The organism is Laspinema sp. D2d (assembly GCF_025370755.1).
Classification (GTDB): Bacteria; Cyanobacteriota; Cyanobacteriia; order Cyanobacteriales; family Laspinemataceae; genus Laspinema.
Genome location: NZ_JAMXFC010000013.1, coordinates 39,809 through 60,674, shown reverse-complemented (window position 1 = coordinate 60,674; position 20,866 = coordinate 39,809). Strand labels below are relative to the sequence as shown.

Here is a 20,866-nt window from a genome sequence, read left to right as displayed (position 1 = left end):
TTGAGGATGTTGTATGCTATCTAATTAATTAACTTGAAGGCTTGCCAGTTCGTAACCCGTGCCGGTAAGCACCAAACCTGCACTACAGGATGTGTACCGGGGGTAAAAACTTATGACAACTGCAGTCCGCCCAGGCGATTTAAAAATGATCGCCGAACTCATCGAAGAACGCTTGCACGCCGAATTGCCGGAAAATTTGCCGTTGCGAATTCGGTGCGCTTACAAGCAAGGCAATTTAATCGTTTTGGGAGAACATACTCCCGAGGTCAAACTCGACCTGCCACCGACCTTTAAAGCCATTCAACAAGCGATTCTGGCTTTGGTGGGCTATCTCCCGGGTCAGTTACGACTTTATCTGCGAGTCAAGGGTCAAAAAACCCCCTACGCTTACCATGCCTTCAAAACCCCTCAACCCCTCGGGGCGGTCATGGATCCGGAAGGGGGCCAACCCGTACTCCTGCTCGATCGCCCTCCCCATCGTGCTACCCATCGCCGGGAAGCCGCACCTCCGGTTAGTGAAGAGGCAAGGCAGGCAATGGATTTGGCCGCCGCCGCTTTTCCCCTCAATCCCTTTGATGCCCCTCCACCGGAGGACGCTTTTGAGGAGCAACTGGAACTGGAACCGGAACCCCAACGGCAACGGCAACGACCACAGCAACGGTCATCCCAACGGCAACGAGCACAGCAACGGGAACCGCAACGGCAACAGAAGTTGGGAAACCAGCCCAGTTCTTGGTTACTGCCCTTTAGTGCTTGTGCTTCCATCGCCCTAGTTTTGGGGTCAGCCACATTTTATGCCCTGTCTCGTCCTTGCGCGATCGGCACCTGTCAGCAACTCGTCACCGCCAACGAGTTGACCCAGGATTCTGCGGAATTGCTGCAAGCGGCTCAATATCAACAACAAATTCAAGCTGCCCGAGCCCAACTTACCTCCGCCAGTCAACTGTTAACCGGAATTCCCCTCTGGTCCAAAGATTACGGAACCGCTCAACGCCTACTCCGACGAAATCGCAATCTGACCGCTGGTTTAGATGAAATGGTCAATGCCTTAGATACCGCCTTGAGTGCGGTTGCTCAAGGGAAAAATCCGCCCCATCCGTTGCAAGTGTGGGAGGGAGTTGCCTCAAACTGGCAACAGGCGATCGCCTTTCTGGAATCCGTTCCCCCCGATAGTCCGGTTTATCCTCTGGCGTTAGAAAAATTACCCACTTATCGGGCTAATTTAACTGAAATTAAACAACGGATTCAGGCGGAAAAAACCGGACGCGAACAAATGCAGGCGATTCTATCTGTAGCTAAAGTCGCCCAAGCGCGCAGCGGCGTTGCTCAGTCCGTGGAAAGCTGGGAAACTATCTATACCAGTTGGGAACAGGTAATTAAACAGTTAGAGGCCCTGCCACGAGGGACAATGGCTCATCAGGAAGCAAGTCAACTCTTGCCGAGTTATCGATCGCAGCTTGAACTCTCCCGCGATCGCAAAACCAAGGAGAAAATCGCGACGGAAGCTTATGAGTCCGCCATTCTCGCTGCCGATCGCGCCGAAAATGCCGCCCTCAACAATCAATGGTCCCAAGCGGTAGACCAGTGGAATCAGGCAGTTACTTCAGCAGAACAAGTCCCCACCGGCACCTACTATTATCCCAAAACCGCTGCCTCCCTCCAGGAGTTCAAGGCACAACGGGAAGTAGCGCAAGAGGAACTCAAAAAAGCTAACCTCATCGCTAAAACCCGGGCAGATCTGAACACTACTTGTCAAGGCAATCCCAAAGTTTGTGAATATACCTTGACCGATAGTGTGATCAGCGTTTGGTTAAGTGCTGACTACATTCGGAAAATTCAACAAACGGCTACAGTTGCCACCACCAACCGCGACCCAAAAGTCCGTCAAAGCTTGGATCTGCACGTCAATACTCTGCGAACCGCCTTAGAAGCGATCGCGGATAACGCCCAGCTTCCCCTGGAACTGTACGACCCCTACGGGTCCTTTATCGGACGTCATACACCCAATTAACCTGGGTAAAATAGGCTCAATTAAATCTACCCCAAGATAGATTTAATTGAGTCTTTCCTTGAATTTAATAGACAAATAAAGGAGTCTATCTCCTTGTCTATTGAATTCAGTTCTATTCTAAGCAAATGGATAATCTTGTACCCGAGTCAGTTTGGGATCTGACTCCAACTATTCCAAGTACCCTGGTTCCCTCTGATCATCAGCTTGCTTCCCTTCAAAATCCCCAGGGAATGGCTGAAAACACGGTTTCTTTTAGCCCCGCAACAGATTCGATTCCTGTTGATTTTGACAATCTTCCTTTAAGTTTTATTGCCAATGTTGGACAACTTGACCCCGAGGTGCAGTTTCTTGTCCAAGGCGCACAACATGATATTTTCTTTACCCCGGATGAAATTGTCTTAAGCAAATCCCAAATCATCAATGATGAAACCATCTCTCATCAAGTCAAGGTTTCATTTGCCGATGCTAACCCAGACCCGACCATTGAGGCAGTCGCACCATTGCCGGGAGTAGCTAACTTTATCACCGGAGATGATCCGTCCCAATGGCATGAAAATATCCCTACCTATCAAGGCATTGCCTACCAAAATCTCTATGATGGAATTGATTTAATTTATGGGGGGAATGAGGGAGAACTCAAGAGTGAGTTTATCGTGAATCCGGGTGTAGATCCCGGACAAATTCGGATGAACTATGAAGGGAGCGATCGCCTGAATATCCGAGAAGATGGTGCATTGGTAATCGAGACTCCCTTCGGTGAATTAGTCGAATCTGCCCCCTATCTCTACCAGGATATCAACGGAGAACGGGTCACCGTCAGCGGGGCTTATCAACTCTTAGACAATGCACAAGTTGGCTTTACCATTGGCGAGTATGATCCGTCTGTCCCTCTGGCGATCGACCCCACTTTAGAATATACAACCTATCTCGGGGGTAGCCAATTTGACTCAGCCCAGGATATTTCTGTAGATGACGCGGGAAATATTTATCTAATCGGAGCGGTTAGTTCACCGGACTTTCCCACGACAGGCAACCCGGCAGTTCCTGGAAAAGCTTTTATTTCCAAACTGTCTAATAATGGCACATTACTCTATACCACATTTTTGGGGGGTAATGGGTTTAATCAGGGGGAGGGAATTGCTACCGATAATGCAGGAAATGCCTATGTAACTGGCTTAACTCTTTCTAATGATTTTCCCATTCTGAATGCAATTCAAGGGAATTCAACCCTATCCCACCAAGCCTTTATCGCTAAACTTTCTAGCACCGGAAGTTTAGTTTATTCCACCTTGTTTGGGGGCAGTAGTTACGATGCTGCTCGCAGTATTGCTGCCGATAATAATGGCAATGTTTTTATCACCGGCGAAACGACTTCATCAGATTTTCCCCTCCTCAATGCCATTCAACCCGCTTATGGCGGGGCTCAGAACAATTTTTCCTTGAGCCTGGGAGATGCCTTTGCGGTGAAACTTTCTCCTGAGGGTCAGTTAGTGTACTCGACTTATCTCGGGGGTAATAATGATGACGGAGGTTTAGGAATTGCCACCGATGGCAACGGCAATGCTTATATAACCGGCGCGACTTATTCTAATAACTTCCCCATCCAAAATGCCGTTCAAAGTAGCTTTGGCGGGGTGCAAGATGCCTTTATCACCAAACTTGCTTCCGATGGAAATTTAGTTTACTCCACCTATATCGGGGGAACGGGAAGTGAACTGGGAGAAAGTATCGCCGTAGATACTAACCAAAATGTGTATATCACCGGAACGGTAAATGCACCGTTGCTGCCGGTTTTCGTGCCTCTACCCTCTGTACCGGCGATCGGCGATCGCACCTTCTCTGACCCATCAACTATTCTGCTTTCCCCCGACGAAAACGGGAGTCCCCGCACCTTCCTGTCTCCTCCCCCCATCAATCCCTTTGAAGCGAATCTCGGTGACTCACAAAGCGCCTTTGTCACTAAACTGGCGAACGATGGCAGTCGGCTGATTTATTCCAGATTACTCGGAGGAACCAGTAATGATAACGGCACTGGAATTGCCGTTGATAATAGCGGTAATGCTTATGTAACTGGAACAACTAATTCTGCCAATTTCCCGGCTGCTAATGGCTTTCAAGCTTATAGCGGCGAAGGAGATGCCTTTGTTACGAAATTTACTGCCGATGGTACTGTGGAATATTCCACTTATCTAGGTGGGAGTGCTCAGGATACGGGTACTGGCATTGAAGTTGATAATGCAGGAACAGTTTATCTAGCTGGAAATACTTATTCACCGGATTTACCCAATAGTTTGAATCAGTTTGGGGGGAATTTCAATGCCTTTCTTGCTAAAATTACGCCCCAACCTGGCCCCAGGATAGAATTACCTTTTATCAATTTAATCGATGCCTTCTCAACCTCCAGTGGCGGATCGATCTTGATAGGCACTCCCTTGGGGAATATCTTATTTGATGAAAGCTTTTACCTGTCCAATAATCCTGATGTCGCTGAGGCAGTAACTTCGGGTGTCTTCATTAATGGATTTGATCACTTCTTCTCCTTCGGGCAACTTGAAAGACGGCAACCTAGTCCTTTTTATAATGAAGGGCGTTATTTATCCCAAAATCCGGGTGTAGCGGCAGCAGTGGCCGCCGGAGGATTTCGGAGTGGATTTGAACATTTTTTAAATTTTGGATTCTTTGAGGGACGCGATCGCCGGACTCAATTATTCCACGAAGGGTTCTATCTGAATACTTACCCAGATATTGCAGCGGCTGTTGCCGAAAATCTGATTAATCTCGGGTTTAACCATTACATTCAGTTTGGACAACAAGAGGGACGCAATCCGAACCGTTTCTTTGATGAAGGCTTCTATCGGACAATTTATCCCGATGTTGCCGCAGCGATCGCCGCCGGAAATATTGCCAGTGGCTTTGAGCATTTTGCCTTCGCCGGGGAAAGGGAGGGACGGCAACCGAGTCCTCTGTTTAATGAACAGTTTTATCGGGCCACTTATCCTGATGTCGCCGCAGCCGTAGCAGGCGGTAATTTCCCTAGTGGATATGATCACTTTTTGCGGCTTGGATCTACGGAAGGACGAGCAGGAGTGGGGTAAATTGATACCGAATTTCTATTTTCAGTAGTCCAATAAATCCCCAGTAGAGAGGTAAAATTTTACCTCTCTACTCTTGTCTTGGGATGGTTTTAAAGCCGGAATTTTTTATACAAAGCTGGCAACCCGATCGCCTGATAAAGCCGGTAAGACGCGATCGCCAAAGGCTTGGATAAACTCCTCCTGTTGTCGGTTGACGTTATGCAGAATCAGTCGGTTAAATCCCAGGTCCATATCATCACGCAACCACTGGATATGCTGTTCTAAATCCGCAGAAATTCTCACATGATCGTCCAGGTCCTCGGGTTTGACGAACTGTGCGGCAGCCTCAAACTCTTCTGGGGTGGACAGTTCCGCTAGAACTGAACTTTTAAAGATATTCGTGTACCACTGTTCATAAGCACCCTCCCTTGCCTGTTCCAATGTTTGAGCGTAAGACAGTTGCACCTTGAGGTGCATGGGTTTCCCTTTTCCCCCTCCTCGATGAAAGGCTTCGACGACTTTTTGAAGTTCTTCTGGCGGACGAGAGGTGGTCAACAGTCCATCGGCCCAGGACCCTACCCATTCTGCTGTTTCTAACGTAATCGCTGCCCCAAAAATGGGCGGGAAATCATCGGGACGGGTATAAAGTTTAGCCTGTTCGACAGTGAATAACCCGGAGTGGTTAACGGTTTCTCCGGCAAATAAGGCCCGAATGATATCTACGCTTTCTTTGAGGCGGGCGTTTCGTTCGGCTTTACTCGGCCAGCGATCGCCTGTAATCCGCTCATTAATCGCCTCTCCGCTGCCTAATGCCACGGAAAAGCGCTTGGGAAACATTTCCGCCAGGGTGGCTACCGCTTGGGCGATAATCGTCGGGTGATAGCGTGGACCTGGGGCGCAAACGACGCTACAGGGTAGGGAAGTGGCCTGCATAGCCGCCCCTAACCAGGCCCAGGAAAACCCTCTCTCTCCCTGGCGATCGCTCCAGGGTTTGAAGTGATAAGACGAAGACCCAGCAGTAAATCCAGCCTGTTCCGCCATCTGGATATACTTAAGCAGGACGCTGGGTTTAAATTGTTCATGAGAAGCGTGATAAGCAAATTCAGTCATAGGGTTATTTCATCAATCAACAACATGAATTTAGAGGGTTTAATCTGTTTATCAATACAGCATTTACTTCCATGTTGAAACCTAGCCTAAATAGGTAGACAGGAGTGCTACAAAGGCAAATCCTCCCACAAAACAGAGTGTTTCTTGATCGTTTTCTTTTTCATGTTCACTGGCTTCCGGCACCATATTTTCAACCACTAAGGTGGTCAAAATCCCAGCGGTGAATGCCAAGAGCATAAATTTAATGACTTCCGGTTGACCGATGACGATCCAGTATCCTAGAGTTGCCCCAATCACCGGCGGAAAGATAAAGGATGCGCATAACAGTTGCCGAAATAGGGCGGATGTTTTACTATGTTTAAAACTGGAAACGACTGCTATACCTGTGGGGATATTGGCTAGGATATGACCTACTGCAACCATCAGGGCTAGACTAAAGGCAATGGTTGAACTCGTCCCCACCATTAAACCATCGCTAAATAAATCGATGCCTACGGCTAAGGAAAGTACCCAGGCTGAGGATTGCTTTTCCGATTTTTTAGAGCGGTTTTGTAAAAATTTAATCCCTCTTCTCATCAGAATAAAGAAGCCACCTCCTACAAAAAAGGCGAGGAAAATTAGCCAAGGGGGGTCGGCTGCCAACATTTGAGGCATAATTTCCACTCCCACTACGGAGAGGATAATTCCTGCTGCCGCATGAAGGGTTAAACTTAAATTCCCTTTAGAAGGAGGAATAAATTCGGAGAGGAGTCCGCCTATATAGCTGCCGATCGCTGGCATCGCGGATAGAGCTAGGGTGCTTAAGTAAGGGTTCATAATAAATAGGATGTAAATTTGGTGAATTTATAAAATACTCAGGGCTTTTAACTTTTAATTGTTTATCTGCTTATTTTTATCCCTGGAACTCCTCGGTGAATTTAATTTCAAATTACAGTTGATTTTAGAAATTTTAAAAACTCGTTAGTAACAATTTGTCCAGCAATTTACAAGCATTTTCAGCTTAAAATTAAAAAGGGTTTAACTTTTAGCGGCTTGCAATAAATAGATTTTTTTTAGAACAGTAGTAGCAGAGTTTTAAGGTTTACTTAAGAAAATTCTAGGTAAAAAAACGCCTAATTTGTTCCTCCTTGAGGAAGAGATTAGGACCTGAACGGGTGAAGAAGTATCTGGAAAATTGCCATGCGATCGCCCTTGAACTTCTGGGGGTACGCCCCAACTCAAGTTCAACTCTGGACAGTGCAATCACCTTGCTTGCACTCCTGATAACCTCTGAGTCTGGGAACCGTTATATGCCCTGCCTTCTGTTCCTGTGGTCATAAAAAGTCCCAAACTGGACTATTCCCTACAAATAGGGGCACGGGTTCAAAATTTTTGAAGTTGTGCCGCTGAATTGAAAAACTCTCGGGCAATTCCTTTGGTAATTAATAGGGTACTCAAAAGAGAAGCAAACGCCAGCATAAACATAATTAAAATTTGATAGGCGGCGGCATTCAGGGGATTGACCCCACTGAGTAATTGGCCTGTAATAATTCCGGGGAGGGTGACGAGTCCGACCACCATCATGGTATTAATCGTGGGAATGAGTCCGGCGCGAATGGCATCTTTACGGTAGGTGACGATCGCCTGTTCTGGAGTCGCCCCTAAAGCTAAATGGGTTTCAATTTCCACTGGGGAAGCATTCAGGGTACTGACAAATCTCTCCCCGGCGATCGCCCCACTGTTCATGGCATTTCCTAACACAATCCCGGTTAGAGGAATAATATATTGGGGATTGGTCCAAGCTTGTGGCTGTCGCAGGACCAACAAGTTAACGTAAACCAAGGTAATGGCACTACTAATTGCGATTGAACCCCAGACCCAAGGTAACAACCGAGGCACCTTTTGACTAATCCGATTGCGGGCAACAATTGCGGCAATGGTGAGCATGACCATCAGGACTGCTAACACCGCTAGGGGATTTTTCCAAGTAAACACCACTTCTAAGAAAAATCCCACCATTAGCAACTGGATCATCGTCCGGGCACTCGCTAACGCCAATTGACCCTCTAATCCCAAGCGTTGCCATGCGGATAGAGCGATCGCCAACCCCATCAATCCCAGGGCCAATCCCAAATCGATAAAATCTAGTTCAATGCGCTCCATAAGGGTTCTGATTGGTGATAGTTTTTCTAATGCTTAAGGAAAGATGACTTGTGCGCCACTGCCGATTAACTATAAAATGCCTGAGAAGTTTTTTGAATCCACCCTTCCGATGATCTCGATGTAGCGTAGCTGCCTGGGCGCGATCGCCCATCAATGGGTTGAATGGGGATGGGGCCACTCCTAGACGGTAACCTTTGTCCTGTTCTGCGTTGGTCCCCCTGGCAAAATCTGATTGTATCTAAAAAATGATGGTGTAGAGGCGTGAATCATATCCCCCCCCTGGATCTCTCTTTGCAGTACCACACGATCGCCCAAGACGTGGAAGCCTCAGTTTTAGCACTGTTGGCCTCGGGACGGTATATTGGCGGTCCGGTTGTGGCAGAATTCGAGCAGCAGTTTGCTGCTTATATTGGAACCGATCACTGTGTAACCTGCAATTCGGGCACTGATGCCTTATATCTGGCACTGAGGGCGCTGGAGATTGGCCCTGGGGATGAAGTGATTACCACCCCCTTTACGTTTTTTGCCACGAGTGAAACGATTTCCCGGGTGGGTGCAACGCCGGTTTTTGTCGATATTGTCCCCGAGACGTTTAATTTGGATGTAGAACGCCTAGAGGCGGCGATTACGGAAAAAACTCGGGGGATTCTGCTGGTGCATCTCTATGGACAGCCGGTGGAAATGACCCGGTTAATGGCGATCGCGAATCAATACAATCTTGCCGTTATCGAAGACTGTGCCCAATCCACGGGGGCCACTTGGGCGGGACAGCGGGTGGGAAGTATGGGTCATGTGGGCTGTTTTAGCTTTTTTCCGACGAAGAATTTAGGGGCCTTTGGCGATGGCGGCGCAGTCACGACGAATGACCCGGCGCTCGCCGCTCAAATGCGGATTTTAAAAGAGCATGGGGCCAGTGGGCGTTATTATCATGAATCGGTCGGGATTAATAGCCGTCTGGATGCGCTGCAAGCGGCAATTCTTCAGATTAAGTTACGCCATCTGGATTTTTGGAACGATCGCCGACGGGCGATCGCCCAAAATTATCACCGCCTCCTCGCACCTCTAGCAGGAATTGTCCCTCCCCAGGAATTACCCGGGGGTCAAGGGGTTTGGAATCAATACACGATTCGGGTAAAAAGTCAAGAAAATAATAATCAACGGCGCGATCGGCTTCAGCAGCAGTTAAATGAGTCGGGAATTGCTGCTACGGTTTACTATCCGCTGGCGCTCCATTTACAGCCGATTTACCAAGAGTTGGGCTATGCCGTCGGTGACTTGGCGATCGCCGAACAGGCGTCTGGGGAGGTACTCTCTCTACCCATGTTCCCTGAATTATCGGAGGAACAGCAGCAAGAGGTCGTTTATGCTTTGAAGTCGTTTCTGTAAATTCCAGGGGGAAGACCGTCTGAAGGCTTTGCTACAAAAGGGAAAACAGGTTTCCTCTATTCACTCCGAGTCCCGAACTCCGGCGTCTTCTTTCCCTGTATCCATCAATACCACCCGTGCGGTCAATAGAGTGAATTCTATCGGTCAAAAAGGGTTAAAGAATTGTAAAGATGGGTTAAGATATTAAGAAATAAGTAAATAATCTGAATAAGCCAGACCACAAGGCTGGTGGTCACTTCAGATCCAACCCAAGTATTAGAGGCAAGGAAAGGCGTGAGTTCTAAAACCATAGCCCAGATGCGGCGGTATGATCCGCAGGCGATCGCCAGTTATTATCGCTCCCGTCCCTGGAAAGTGATCTGGAGAGCCATTACCGTTATTTGGTATTTGTCTAGTTTTATTTTGGGCTTGAAGTGGGATGAGTGGACAAACCAAGCGGAACAACAGCGCCCAAAAAGAGCTAACCAGCTCCAAAACATCTTAACCAATCTAGGACCCACCTTCATCAAAGTTGGTCAAGCCCTTTCCACCCGTCCGGATTTGATCCGCAAGGACTTCCTCGATGAACTGATCAAGCTACAAGATCAACTCCCTTCCTTTGATAGTGCGATCGCCTACCGCATCATTGAGCGAGAACTCGACAAAACCGTTGAAGAACTGTTTGCTAAAATTACCCCCGAACCTGTTGCCGCAGCCAGCTTAGGCCAAGTGTATCAAGCCTATTTGCACAGTGGCGAAAAAGTCGCGGTCAAAGTACAGCGTCCGAATTTGAAACCCGTTCTGACCCTGGACCTATTTTTAATGCGTTGGGGTGCAAAGGCGATCGGACCTTGGCTGCCCTTGAATTTAGGTCATGACCTAGGTTTAATTGTCGATGAATTCGGGACCAAACTCTTTGAAGAAGTGGATTATCTCAACGAAGGACGCAATGCCGAAAAATTTGCGACCAACTTCAGCGGAAATCCAATGGTCAAAGTCCCCAGTATTTTCTGGCGATATAGCAGCAATACGGTCCTCACCCTGGAGTGGATTGAGGGGTATAAGCTCAATGATATTCCCACCATGCAAGGGGCGGGAATCGACACCAATGCCTTAATCGAAGTGGGGGTCACCACGGGGTTACAGCAGCTTTTGGAGTTTGGGTTTTTCCATGCGGACCCGCACCCCGGGAATTTATTTGGTCTGGCAGATGGTCGCATGGCCTACATTGATTTTGGCATGATGGATCAGCTAGACGAAACCACCAAGGAAAACCTGGTGGAGGCGATCGTTCATCTGATCAATAAAGACTATGTAGAATTAGCCGAACAATTTGTCAAACTGGGATTTTTAACCCCCGAGACGGATATCTGGCCGATCGTCCCCGCTTTAGAAGCGGTATTAGGGGATATCCTCGGCCAAAGTGTGCGGGATTTCAACTTTAAGACGATTACCGATCGCTTTTCGGAGTTGATGTACGAGTATCCCTTCCGGGTCCCGGCTAAGTTTGCGCTGATTATTCGCTCCCTGGTGACTCAAGAAGGGTTAGCCTTGACGATGGATCCTAATTTCAAAATCGTCGATGTCGCCTATCCTTATGTGGCAAAACGGTTACTGGCAGGAGAATCACCCCAGTTACGACGCCGGTTGATTGATGTCTTATTTAAAGATGGCAAGTTCCAATGGAGTCGCCTGGAAAACTTGATTGCGATTGCCCGTTCGGACACCAATTTTGATATTATCCCTACGGCAGAGTTAGGGTTGCGCTATCTCCTCTCGGAAGAAGGTGCATTTCTGCGCCGTCAAATCTTACTGGCATTAGTAGAAGATGACAAACTGCATACGGAAGAAGTGCGCCGTCTATGGAACTTGATCAAGGAAGATATCCATCCCAATCGCATATTCGATGCCGCTTGGGGCGCTTTGGCAGATTTCTCTCGGGAAAATGCAGCGGCATTGTTACCTTCCATGCCTACGGGAATCCCCTTTTTCGAGGAAAAGTAGTCTCAAAAAGCGATTTCCTGAGCCATCATCCTTGATCCGAAACCGGGTTTCTCACGGAAAATTGCTGTGAACTGTTCCAGATTTTCTCAAGCAACCCGGTTTCTTTTCTCTAGGGTCCCCAGTTACCTGGAAGAATGGGCATTTTTGATTGACCCGGTGTGGTTTCCTCTTTACAGTTGAGCCTTTCCCCTTTACCGTTGATAGTTGACCCTTCTGAGTTGACAGTCTTGTAGGAGAGATTCGTGCCTAACTTTCCCTATCCAGAGCCACCTTATTTCCTGTTAGCCGCTGCGTTTATCGCGGCGATCGCCTCGGGAACGGCCTTCTATGCCACCCTCACCCAATTGGTGCAAGCCTGGTCTCGGAATCGCTCAACCCGCAGTCTCTCTCAAGCCAGAGGTATGGAATTACAACTGCCTTTTTTGGGAATGGCTGGGGCGATTTGTGTCTTTCTGGCATCCGGGTTACAGGTTTTCGGATTTACGGTGTTTATTTCCTACGTGTTTTCCTTCCCCTTAACCATTTTAACCGCTTGGCTGGTTTGGTCTCAGTTGGGTAATCTCTTGATGCAACTCCAACGCGGTGGTTCCAAAGCCCTTGACCTTGATTCTTGGGAATAAAGTGCCGCTCAATTATCAGCCGATATTCCGGTTATAACCGGAGTGAATGGGAAAAAGCAACCTGCTTTTTCCTTTTCTTTTGAGGGGGTTTTGAGGGGAGAAATGGGGTAGATTAGACGGGTGTTCTCGCCCTAGGGCTAAATGTTTCTTTCTGATTAATTGAGTTAGAGGGAGGGGGAATATTTTTCCAACACTGCGCGATCGCGTCCCAGGGATTTCGCCTTGTATAGTGCGCGGTCTGCACTCAAAATTAATTTCTCCACGGAGTCTTGAGGCCGAGGTAAAGTTACCGAAACTCCCAGACTAATCGACACATAACCCACGGGGGATTTAGCATGATGAATCCGTAAGGCTTTGACCTGATTTCGGATAATCTGCGCTACTTGCATCGCGCCGTCGGCATTGGTATGGGGCAGAATGATGGCGAATTCCTCTCCACCATAGCGGGCGACTAAATCAGCAGGACGCTTGACGGAATCCGCGATCGCCTGGGCGACTTGTTTCAAACAAGTATCCCCGGCTTGATGCCCGTAAGTATCATTGTATAATTTAAAGAAATCAATATCACATAATATCAAAGACATCATCGAATGTTCCCGAATGGTGCGCCGCCATTCCCGATGGAGAAATTCATCAAAGGCCCGACGGTTGGCGACATGAGTCAAGCCATCCAAAGAAGCAATGCGTTGTAGTTCTTCATTCGCCGCTTCCAACTGTTTAAATAGGGTCGATTGTTGAATGGCGATCGCCAGTTGCGCGGACAACTGCTCAAATGCGCTAATCTCAAACGGTTGCCAGTGGTGAATCCCATTACATTGATGCGCCACCAACAACCCCCAGAGGCGGTTCTCATGTAACAACGGGGCAATCATTTTCCCATTCACCCCAAACGATTGCAAAAACTCGATCAAACACTCCGGGGAATTCGCCGCCTTGAGATCATCGATCGCCTTAACCGTTCCATTACAATAGCGCTCATAACAACTGGGGGGGAAAATTTCTTCTCCAAAACTTTGTCCCAGCATTGAGGGCCAAGGCGGAATCACAGATTCTGTCACCACACTCCCCGACTGGTTGGGCCAAATCTGATAGATTACCACGCGATCGCAATCCAGAAATTGTCTCACTTCCGAAACCGCTGTATTCAAAATCTCTTCTAAATTCAAGGATTGGCGAATTCGGGTCAAAGTCCCCCTGACCAGTCGTTCCCGGTCGGACTGGTGACGCATGGCTTCCTCCGCCCGGACCCGTTCCGTGATATCCTGGGCCAGAGAGGCTACGGCGATCGTCTCCCCATCCCGGTCAATCAAAGGAGTGGTGTACCACTCACAAATAGTCCGCTGTCCATCTTTCCTGACATTTTCACAAATTGAGCAAGCGCCTCCCTTTTGATGCAACAACTCCTGCCATCGTTGACCCGCCTCCACTTCTTCCGTTGCGGGGAATAGCAACGTCATCCCCCGTCCGAGGATTTCCCCTTTGCTATAGCCAAAAATTGCTTCTGCCGCTGGATTCCATTCCACAATCTCTCCGTTGAGATTGAATTCCACCACGGCTAAGGGCGTTTGTTCCAGGTGCAGAGAGAGTTTTTGTTTGGATTGTTGCAGGGCCGCTTCCACCTGTTTTTGAGCCGTCAAATTGGTACTAATCCCAATCCGTCCGATGATTTTACCTGTGGGGTCTTTAATTGCATCGGCGCGGAGGAACACCTGAACAATTTTACCGCTGCGGGTGCGCTGTTCCACCGAACCGATCCAGGATTGACCCGGGGCGATCGCCTCAAAGATTTCCTGGGCAATTTCGGGGTCAGTATAAAGAATAGAGGGACCCCCGGCGGCCTTCAACTCTTCAACCGTGCCATACTCAAACAGGGTAGAAAAGGCCAAATTGTGATAGATATGATTGCCATTGGCATCGCTGATGGCGATCGCATCACTGGCACTTTCCACTGCTTGGGCCACATACTCTAGGGCGGCTTCCGCCTGTTTGCGTTCCGTGATATCCCGCAAAATTGCGACAACCCGGTCTTCCGCACAAGCCATAATTCGGGCTTCCCGGCTGTAGCAGTTGCCATGAACGGTTAACTCATATTCCCAGGTTTGAACTTCCCCAGTTTCCAAGGCTTGAAGTATATATTTCATCGCTTCCGTGGCGATGGATAGGGGCCAAATTTCATAGATAGAAAGCCCGATTTCAAAATTGGGGGGGATGGCTGTCGTCTGGTCCGGCACATTTTTGCAGTCCAAAATCGTGCCATCGGCTTTTAAATACAGCATCAAATCGGGAATGGTTTCCATTGGGTCCTTATTTTTGCCCAGGTTCCCTCGGGATGACTCCTCAATTTGGAGGCGATCGCTGAAGTCAGGGTCCCAAACCACCGTAATGGTCCCTTGCCTACTGCCATCGCTGTTGAATAGGGGGGTTTTTTTGATTTCCACGGACCGCAGTTCCCCGGAAACCGTGGGAAATTCCACCGGGTGATAAATGGTGTTGGACAGTTCCCAAGCGGTTTGATCTAATTCTGCATCAGCCCTCAAGATTTCTTGAGCGAGGGGGTAGTCTTGACTTAACTGGAGGTTGGTTTTACCCGCATACTCGACCCCCATTAATTGGAATAGCCTCAATGCGGCTTCGTTTGCCAGCAGCCAACATCCCTGGTCATCTTTGAGGATGACACTTTCTGAAATGCTCTGAACTAAAGGTTTGAGCCACTGGGACAGGGGGCGATCGCCCAAGAGTCGGTCTATTCCGTCCCTTTCAGCCGCCTGGGGCGATCGACTCGGTTGAGGAGTATCCAGTTCGGGCCCCTGATTGGACTCAGAACTGGGTTCCGTCCAAGATTCCTGTTGAACTAATTGGGGTTTACCATTCATGATGCCAGTGCCTCCCCTGAAATTTTCTACGTTATAAACTTACTGTTGGATCCGCTGCTTTTATTTTGACCTTTTCTATCGGGCGATCGGGGAAAAGCAGCAGACTAGATTTCCTGCGGTTTTTCCTTAGAGGTGCTGCCTTTTTAAGGGATTCCTGCCCAGATTAATGATTGAAAAAACTATAAAAACAAAATAACCAACCCTTTAAGATACTGGCGTATCTACGATAAATTATAAGGGCTATTCTGTCACAAAATTTAATTGTGCTTCAGCCCTTGCACCGCGTTGGACAACCGGGCGGGAGTCTCCCGTAGCCTCGGACGCAGCCCAAGGGAGTCTCCAAAACTATCCCTTTGGCCGTTTCATCTTCCCTGAATCCACGACCGAGAGCATCGGTATCGTTTAGAGAGACCCGGGACAAAAAACTCGGTTTTTGGCCCAAAGTGAATGCTTTCTGAGCCAAAATGGCCTGAAAAGCCCCGTTTATCTTCCCTTGAGGGTTTCCCTGGACTAAGCCCTTTGGCGGTTCTGCCTGTAATGGGGAAGAGTTATCCGGCAAGCAACCGTGAGGAGAGCTAGAAGATGAGTCAATCCTACTCTCCCCAAGGCACTGAAACATTCCAGTTCGGCAATCCCGTCGGAGGGAATTTTTTGATGACTTCATCCGAGTTAAACTCCCGGCAAGAGAATTTCAAACTCAGTGCCAATATCTGGGGGTAAATCCTCTGCATTCAAGGTGCGCGATCGCAGATAAAGTTCTCCCCCATGTCTGGCGGTGACAATCCAATAACTCACCGCAAAGCTTGTTTCTTTTTCCGCTAATTTAGACATTCCAAACGAGGCTAAAATTTCATTGATTTTAGCTTGAGGAATCCCTAGGCCATTGTCCGAAATTTTAATCGAAACCCAGCGGGAATCCGGCTGGCTCGGCGTTAAAGCGGGTCGAGATATCAATTCTGTGGATATGACAATTTTCGACCGAGTTGGAGCCGGTTGAGGTTTGGCTCGAAAGCCCGCTTCGCTGAACTCTAAAGAAAATTTTTGATGCACCGCTTCGTGCATTAATCCCTCAATGGTTTTGCTGAGGATATTAATAAATACTTGATTCAGTTGAGAGGCGTAACAAGATATAGGCGGGAGATGTCCGTAATTTTTAGTAATTTCAATTTCGCCACTCATCCGGCTTTTGAGCAGCAATAAAACACTATCAATGCAGGCATGAATATCCGCAGGTTTGGGATAAACTTCATCAATATGACAAAAGTTTTGCAAGCTAGTAGCTAATTGTTTTAAGCGGTCTGCTCCATTTTTGAGACTGGCGATCGCCCGAGGTAAATCTTCTTTTAAAAACTCATATTCAATCTCTTCTTGAAAATCCTCAATTTCTGGCACCGACTCCGGTAAATATTTTTCATAAACTGCCACCAACTCCATTAACTCCTCAGAATAGCTGGCAACGTAGGTTAAATTTCCCCAAATAAATCCCACCGGATCGAGAATTTCATGAGCCACCCCATCCACCAACCGTCCCAAACTCGCCATTTTATCCGTTTGTACCAGTTGCGCTTGAATTTGCTCAAATCGCAATTGAGTTTCAATGCCGCGAATTTGCCAATAGGCGAGGTTCAACTCATGAATATTGAGTAATAAATAGTTATCGGAACTGGTTTGGACAACGAGGGGCTCGCCTAATAATTCAGGCGATCGCCGTAATGCCTGTCGTGCCGCTTGGACAATCGTTGTCTCGGAACTTAGGAGCATAATTTGAGTCCGAGCGTAGCTATAAAGCATTTGCAAAGGAGCATTTAAAAACAACTCACTTGCGCGCGGACGAATTAAATATTCTAGCAGTCGCTGTCGAGACATCATCCCGACAAATTCTCCCGCATCTCGCAAAATCACCCCAGTCAGAAGGGGATATTTTTCAAAAGTGCGAACGACATCACAGCAGCGGCGGGTGACATCCACCTGAAAATCAAACAGGGGTAATTCTCCCAGGGTTGATTCGACGCGTAGATCTCGATAACTTCCTTCAAAAAATACAGGCTTTGAGAGTTCAGAAGGGGGTTGATTTGGCACGAGCAAAGGATATCGCCGGTCAACACCGACGCCTAAACAGTAGAGTTAAAATGGGGTGGTAGATGGGTTGTCCACCCTTGGGGCGATCGCCGTTAGACCTGAGTGCACTCATCATAAACTAAAAGGTTGCGATCGCCCGATTGAGATCGTCCTTCTTTCCATTCTGTATTCTGTTGGGCAAAAAAATCAAAGTCCCTCTCCCAAATGGAAGAGGGATTTAGGGTGAGGGTTGTATCTGGGTGCAACCCCGAAGATGACCCCCTGAAGCCCAGGAGAGGGTCAAGTTTAAGAAGTTCTCATCATGGTTATACCCCGGGATATGACATCGGGTAAAACCAGAAAAATACCCAGTCTTTCACAACACTGCCGCAGTTCGCCCACTTGTTTTCAGGCGAGTGTTTCCCCCAGAAAATAGAAACACTCGAACTCTGTTAGATCACTACTCCTCTTGAGCTTCCTGGATATAGACCGGCTGTGGATTCAATTCTCCCATGCGGTTAGGGGGCCAAAATCGAATCACCGCACGACCGATAATTTTATCCCGAGGGACGAAACCCCAGTAATGACTATCGTAACTATTATTGCGATTATCCCCGAGAACTAAATATTGATCATCAGGAACAGTTTCCGGCCCATATTGGTAGTTGGGTCCTTCTTCAATATAGCGTTCCTTGATGGGAATATTATTAATGTAAACTCGTTCCCCTCTGACCTCTACCGTTTCCCCAGGCAGCCCGATCACCCGCTTGATAAAAGCATCTTTAAAATTTTGTTCTTGTAGGGTTTTGGTGGGATAAAATACGACAATATCGCCTCGGTCTGGATTGGTGAAGCGATAGCTCAACTTATCGACAATCAGGCGATCGTTAATTTCCAGGGTGGGTAGCATCGAACCCGACGGGATATAGCGTGCTTCGGCCACAAAGTGACGAATCCCGATCGCTAAAATCGCACTCAAACCAATCGTTTTAAGTGCTTCAACCCAAGAATTTTCCAGATTGAGTGGGACGCTTTTAGAGGAAGGTTGCTGAGAATTTATATCAGACACGGTTTCTTTTGCACGAGTCATGTTTGAACTGTTGACCTAAGAGTGCTGCTGGTTTTTAACACAATATTAGGAAGCATGGGAAATTGTATCTCCCGGGAGAAGTAGAGGGGGCTGAAAATCCCACCCACTTCCTTGAACCTTTAATCATCAATTATAGCTTGAACCTTCTGTGTATTTTTAACAACCCAATGAGTGGGATTATGGAGAGATTGACGCCGGATCTTCATAGGGTAATGTTGACCTCACTCGGATTAAACCGTCTACGCTTTTCCCCTCGGTCTTCGTCCCTCACCCCTTTCCAAGTCAGGGTGAAAACATTCACCTGAAAATCCTAGTTAAGCTGGGAGTACGAAGATCTCGCCCCTCGATCCGGGAAGCGGGTGAATCACGCCCCAACATCGATCGTCTATTGTATCAAGGTCCACTTCTTAATCTAGTGTAAAATGTCGGTCTAATTTTGGCAACTAGAAGGGCAAACAGACTCCCCCCATAACACCCCTGAACGGGATATCCTTGACTTGACCGAACCCGGGTTAAACATAACACAAGGAACTTGACCATGACAGACTATTTATTAATCCGACAAGCCCGGATTTTACAGCCCGATGGGGAATTTTTCCAGGGTGATGTCCTCATCCAAGGGGGAAAAATCCGCCAGATTGAACCCGATATTCCGGTGGTGGGTGTTGATACCAACCCTGACGAAAATCTGGAGGTGATTGACGCAGTGGGGCTGACTTTGTTGCCTGGGGTTATCGATCCCCAGGTTCATTTCCGCGAACCGGGACTGGAATATAAGGAAGACCTGTTTACAGCCAGTTGCGCTTGTGCGAGGGGAGGGGTAACGTCCTTCTTGGAGATGCCCAACACGCGACCCCTAACCACCACTCAGGCGACTCTGGATGATAAATTGGCCCGGGCGGCGCGATCGTCCTTAGTTAATTATGGCTTTTTTATTGGGGCAACGCCAGAACATTTACCGGATTTGGTGGAAGCCCATCCCTCATGCGGGATTAAAATTTTTATGGGGTCGATGAAGGGCCCGTTGTTGGTGGATGATCAGGAGGCATTGGAGGCAATTTTTAGTCAAGGCGATCGCCTGATAGCCGTCCATGCTGAGGACCGCGCCCGTATTGAGGAACGCCGTCAACAGTTTAGCGATCGCACTGATCCAGCGGTTCATTCGGAAATTCAGGATACTCAAGCCGCCTTAATCGCCACCAAGCGCGCTTTAAGCCTTTCTAAAAAATACCAACGCCGCCTCCATATTTTGCATCTTTCCACTGGAGATGAAGCCCTGCTGTTGCGGGAAGATAAACCCAGTTGGGTTACCGCTGAAGTCACCCCCCAACATCTGCTGCTGAATACCAGTGCCTACGATACTATCGGCACCCTGGCGCAGATGAATCCCCCCTTGCGATCGCCCCAGGATAATGAAATTCTCTGGCAAGCCCTCCTCGATGGCGTGATTGATTTTATTGCCACGGACCATGCCCCTCATACCCTGGAAGAAAAAGCCCAAGGCTATCCCAATACCCCCTCGGGAATGCCCGGAGTGGAAACCTCCCTGCCTCTGATGTTGACTCAAGCCATGCAGGGCCGCTGTACGGTTCCCCAAGTCGCCCACTGGATGTCCACTGCCGTTGCCAAAGGCTATGGAATTCCCAACAAAGGGGCGATCGCCCCGGGTTATGATGCGGATTTAGTCCTGGTGGATTTAAGCACCTACCGTCCCGTATTACGGGAAGAAGTCGTCAGCAAATGTGGCTGGAGCCCCTTCGAGGGCTGGAACCTCACCGGCTGGCCCGTGGTAACGATTGTCGGCGGTCAAGTGGTCTATGATCACGGAAAACTTAACACTGACATTCGCGGCAAAGCCTTATCCTTTGGCGGTTAATCTCTCCTAGAAAGCTGGCGGGGGTTTAAAACCCCGCCCGGGGTCGCGACTACTCGATCGCCAAGGGCATTAGGGCATCCAAATTAAAGTCCCCAACGGGGATTAATTCAGCCTGACGACCCTCTTCCTGATGAGTCAGGACCAGGCGCAAATAATCGCGAGGCTTGTAGGGTAAGCGTTCCGCCCATTCGATCGCCACCAGACCCGGTTCCGTCTCAGTCCCTTCCCAGTAACTGTCCAGATTCAGTCCTGAGACTTCGGTGGGGTCCAAGCGGTAGAGATCCAAATGATAGAGAGGGATGCGCCCTTCCAGATATTCCACAATTAAAGTAAAGGTGGGACTGACAATGGATTCAGCGATCGCCAAACCGGACCCAATCCCTTGAACCAGGGTGGTTTTACCCGCGCCTAAGTCTCCTTCGAGTAAAATTGTGGTCCCGGGAGGGCAGCATTGTCCGAGGGTAAAGCCCAGAGATTTCGTCGCATCTGCATCGGGCAACACTAACTTAACGATGGATTGACTCATGGATGAAAGAATAAGCGTAGACCGGAACTGGGGAATCCGTGAATAAAGTCCTAAAAATTATAACAGAATGGCCGATAAAAAGACGATTAATTGGACTCCCTATTGAGCCGTTAAATA

General features: G+C 48.3%; 13 protein-coding genes. 6 read left to right on the top strand and 7 right to left on the bottom strand.

The window, feature by feature from the left end; genetic code table 11:
- Nucleotides 1–112: 112 nt before the first annotated feature.
- Together NG796_RS11120 and NG796_RS11115 are read left to right on the top strand one after the other, a co-directional pair.
- On the top strand, nucleotides 113–2,011 hold the full coding sequence (locus NG796_RS11120) for a hypothetical protein (protein WP_261206689.1): 1,899 nt from the start codon (nucleotides 113–115) through the stop codon (nucleotides 2,009–2,011).
- Between the two features lie 230 nt (nucleotides 2,012–2,241).
- Nucleotides 2,242–5,106, top strand: coding sequence for an SBBP repeat-containing protein (locus tag NG796_RS11115; protein WP_261206687.1), 2,865 nt, complete (start codon nucleotides 2,242–2,244; stop codon nucleotides 5,104–5,106).
- A 105-nt stretch (nucleotides 5,107–5,211) separates the two neighbouring features.
- On the opposite strand, the gene NG796_RS11110 is transcribed toward NG796_RS11115, so the two are convergent.
- The 3 genes from NG796_RS11110 to NG796_RS11100 form a co-directional block, all read right to left on the bottom strand.
- Nucleotides 5,212–6,195 (bottom strand): TIGR03885 family FMN-dependent LLM class oxidoreductase, encoded by a 984-nt coding sequence (locus NG796_RS11110; protein ID WP_261206684.1) that lies wholly within the window; start codon nucleotides 6,193–6,195, stop codon nucleotides 5,212–5,214.
- A gap of 81 nt (nucleotides 6,196–6,276) precedes the next feature.
- Nucleotides 6,277–7,011, bottom strand: coding sequence for a ZIP family metal transporter (locus NG796_RS11105; RefSeq protein ID WP_261206683.1), 735 nt, complete (start codon nucleotides 7,009–7,011; stop codon nucleotides 6,277–6,279).
- A gap of 546 nt (nucleotides 7,012–7,557) precedes the next feature.
- Nucleotides 7,558–8,337, bottom strand: coding sequence for an ABC transporter permease (locus NG796_RS11100; RefSeq protein WP_261206682.1), 780 nt, complete (start codon nucleotides 8,335–8,337; stop codon nucleotides 7,558–7,560).
- Nucleotides 8,338–8,598: 261 nt separating this feature from the next.
- On the opposite strand from NG796_RS11100, the gene NG796_RS11095 reads away from it, so the two are divergent.
- The 3 genes from NG796_RS11095 to NG796_RS11085 all read left to right on the top strand — a co-directional run bounded on the left by NG796_RS11095 (nucleotide 8,599) and on the right by NG796_RS11085 (nucleotide 12,326).
- Nucleotides 8,599–9,723 carry a DegT/DnrJ/EryC1/StrS family aminotransferase gene (locus NG796_RS11095; RefSeq protein WP_261206681.1) on the top strand — a complete coding sequence of 375 codons (1,125 nt, stop codon included), beginning with the start codon at nucleotides 8,599–8,601 and terminating at the stop codon, nucleotides 9,721–9,723.
- A gap of 297 nt (nucleotides 9,724–10,020) precedes the next feature.
- Nucleotides 10,021–11,706 carry an ABC1 kinase family protein gene (locus NG796_RS11090; RefSeq protein ID WP_261206797.1) on the top strand — a complete coding sequence of 562 codons (1,686 nt, stop codon included), beginning with the start codon at nucleotides 10,021–10,023 and terminating at the stop codon, nucleotides 11,704–11,706.
- Between the two features lie 242 nt (nucleotides 11,707–11,948).
- Nucleotides 11,949–12,326 carry a hypothetical protein gene (locus NG796_RS11085; protein ID WP_261206680.1) on the top strand — a complete coding sequence of 126 codons (378 nt, stop codon included), beginning with the start codon at nucleotides 11,949–11,951 and terminating at the stop codon, nucleotides 12,324–12,326.
- Between the two features lie 164 nt (nucleotides 12,327–12,490).
- Here NG796_RS11085 and NG796_RS11080 read toward each other — a convergent pair whose 3' ends face one another.
- The 3 genes from NG796_RS11080 to lepB form a co-directional block, all read right to left on the bottom strand.
- Complete coding sequence (locus NG796_RS11080; RefSeq protein WP_261206679.1) at nucleotides 12,491–15,199, bottom strand: diguanylate cyclase domain-containing protein; 2,709 nt, start codon at nucleotides 15,197–15,199, stop codon at nucleotides 12,491–12,493.
- 669 nt (nucleotides 15,200–15,868) lie between these two features.
- Nucleotides 15,869–17,278 carry a sensor histidine kinase gene (locus NG796_RS11075; protein ID WP_261206678.1) on the bottom strand — a complete coding sequence of 470 codons (1,410 nt, stop codon included), beginning with the start codon at nucleotides 17,276–17,278 and terminating at the stop codon, nucleotides 15,869–15,871.
- A 439-nt stretch (nucleotides 17,279–17,717) separates the two neighbouring features.
- Entirely contained in the window at nucleotides 17,718–18,347 is a 630-nt protein-coding gene (gene lepB / locus NG796_RS11070) for a signal peptidase I (RefSeq protein WP_261206677.1), read from the bottom strand.
- Between the two features lie 538 nt (nucleotides 18,348–18,885).
- Between lepB and NG796_RS11065 the strand changes: the two genes are divergently transcribed.
- Entirely contained in the window at nucleotides 18,886–20,223 is a 1,338-nt protein-coding gene (locus NG796_RS11065; RefSeq protein ID WP_261206676.1) for a dihydroorotase, read from the top strand.
- Between the two features lie 49 nt (nucleotides 20,224–20,272).
- Here the strand turns inward: NG796_RS11065 and tsaE are convergent, their stop codons facing one another.
- Entirely contained in the window at nucleotides 20,273–20,749 is a 477-nt protein-coding gene (gene tsaE / locus NG796_RS11060) for a tRNA (adenosine(37)-N6)-threonylcarbamoyltransferase complex ATPase subunit type 1 TsaE (protein ID WP_261206675.1), read from the bottom strand.
- Nucleotides 20,750–20,866 lie beyond the last annotated feature (117 nt).

What these genes read in the sequence shown, in the direction of transcription:
- NG796_RS11115 (WP_261206687.1), top strand. Translation starts at nt 2,242, where the DNA reads ATGGCTGAAAACACGGTTTCTTTTAGCCCCGCAACAGATTCGATTCCT.
- NG796_RS11090 (WP_261206797.1), top strand. Translation starts at nt 10,021, where the DNA reads ATGCGGCGGTATGATCCGCAGGCGATCGCCAGTTATTATCGCTCCCGT.
- tsaE (WP_261206675.1), bottom strand. Translation starts at nt 20,749, where the DNA reads ATGAGTCAATCCATCGTTAAGTTAGTGTTGCCCGATGCAGATGCGACG.
- NG796_RS11080 (WP_261206679.1), bottom strand. Translation starts at nt 15,199, where the DNA reads ATGAATGGTAAACCCCAATTAGTTCAACAGGAATCTTGGACGGAACCC.
- NG796_RS11110 (WP_261206684.1), bottom strand. Translation starts at nt 6,195, where the DNA reads ATGACTGAATTTGCTTATCACGCTTCTCATGAACAATTTAAACCCAGC.
- NG796_RS11100 (WP_261206682.1), bottom strand. Translation starts at nt 8,337, where the DNA reads ATGGAGCGCATTGAACTAGATTTTATCGATTTGGGATTGGCCCTGGGA.
- NG796_RS11065 (WP_261206676.1), top strand. Translation starts at nt 18,886, where the DNA reads ATGACAGACTATTTATTAATCCGACAAGCCCGGATTTTACAGCCCGAT.
- lepB (WP_261206677.1), bottom strand. Translation starts at nt 18,347, where the DNA reads ATGACTCGTGCAAAAGAAACCGTGTCTGATATAAATTCTCAGCAACCT.
- NG796_RS11120 (WP_261206689.1), top strand. Translation starts at nt 113, where the DNA reads ATGACAACTGCAGTCCGCCCAGGCGATTTAAAAATGATCGCCGAACTC.
- NG796_RS11105 (WP_261206683.1), bottom strand. Translation starts at nt 7,011, where the DNA reads ATGAACCCTTACTTAAGCACCCTAGCTCTATCCGCGATGCCAGCGATC.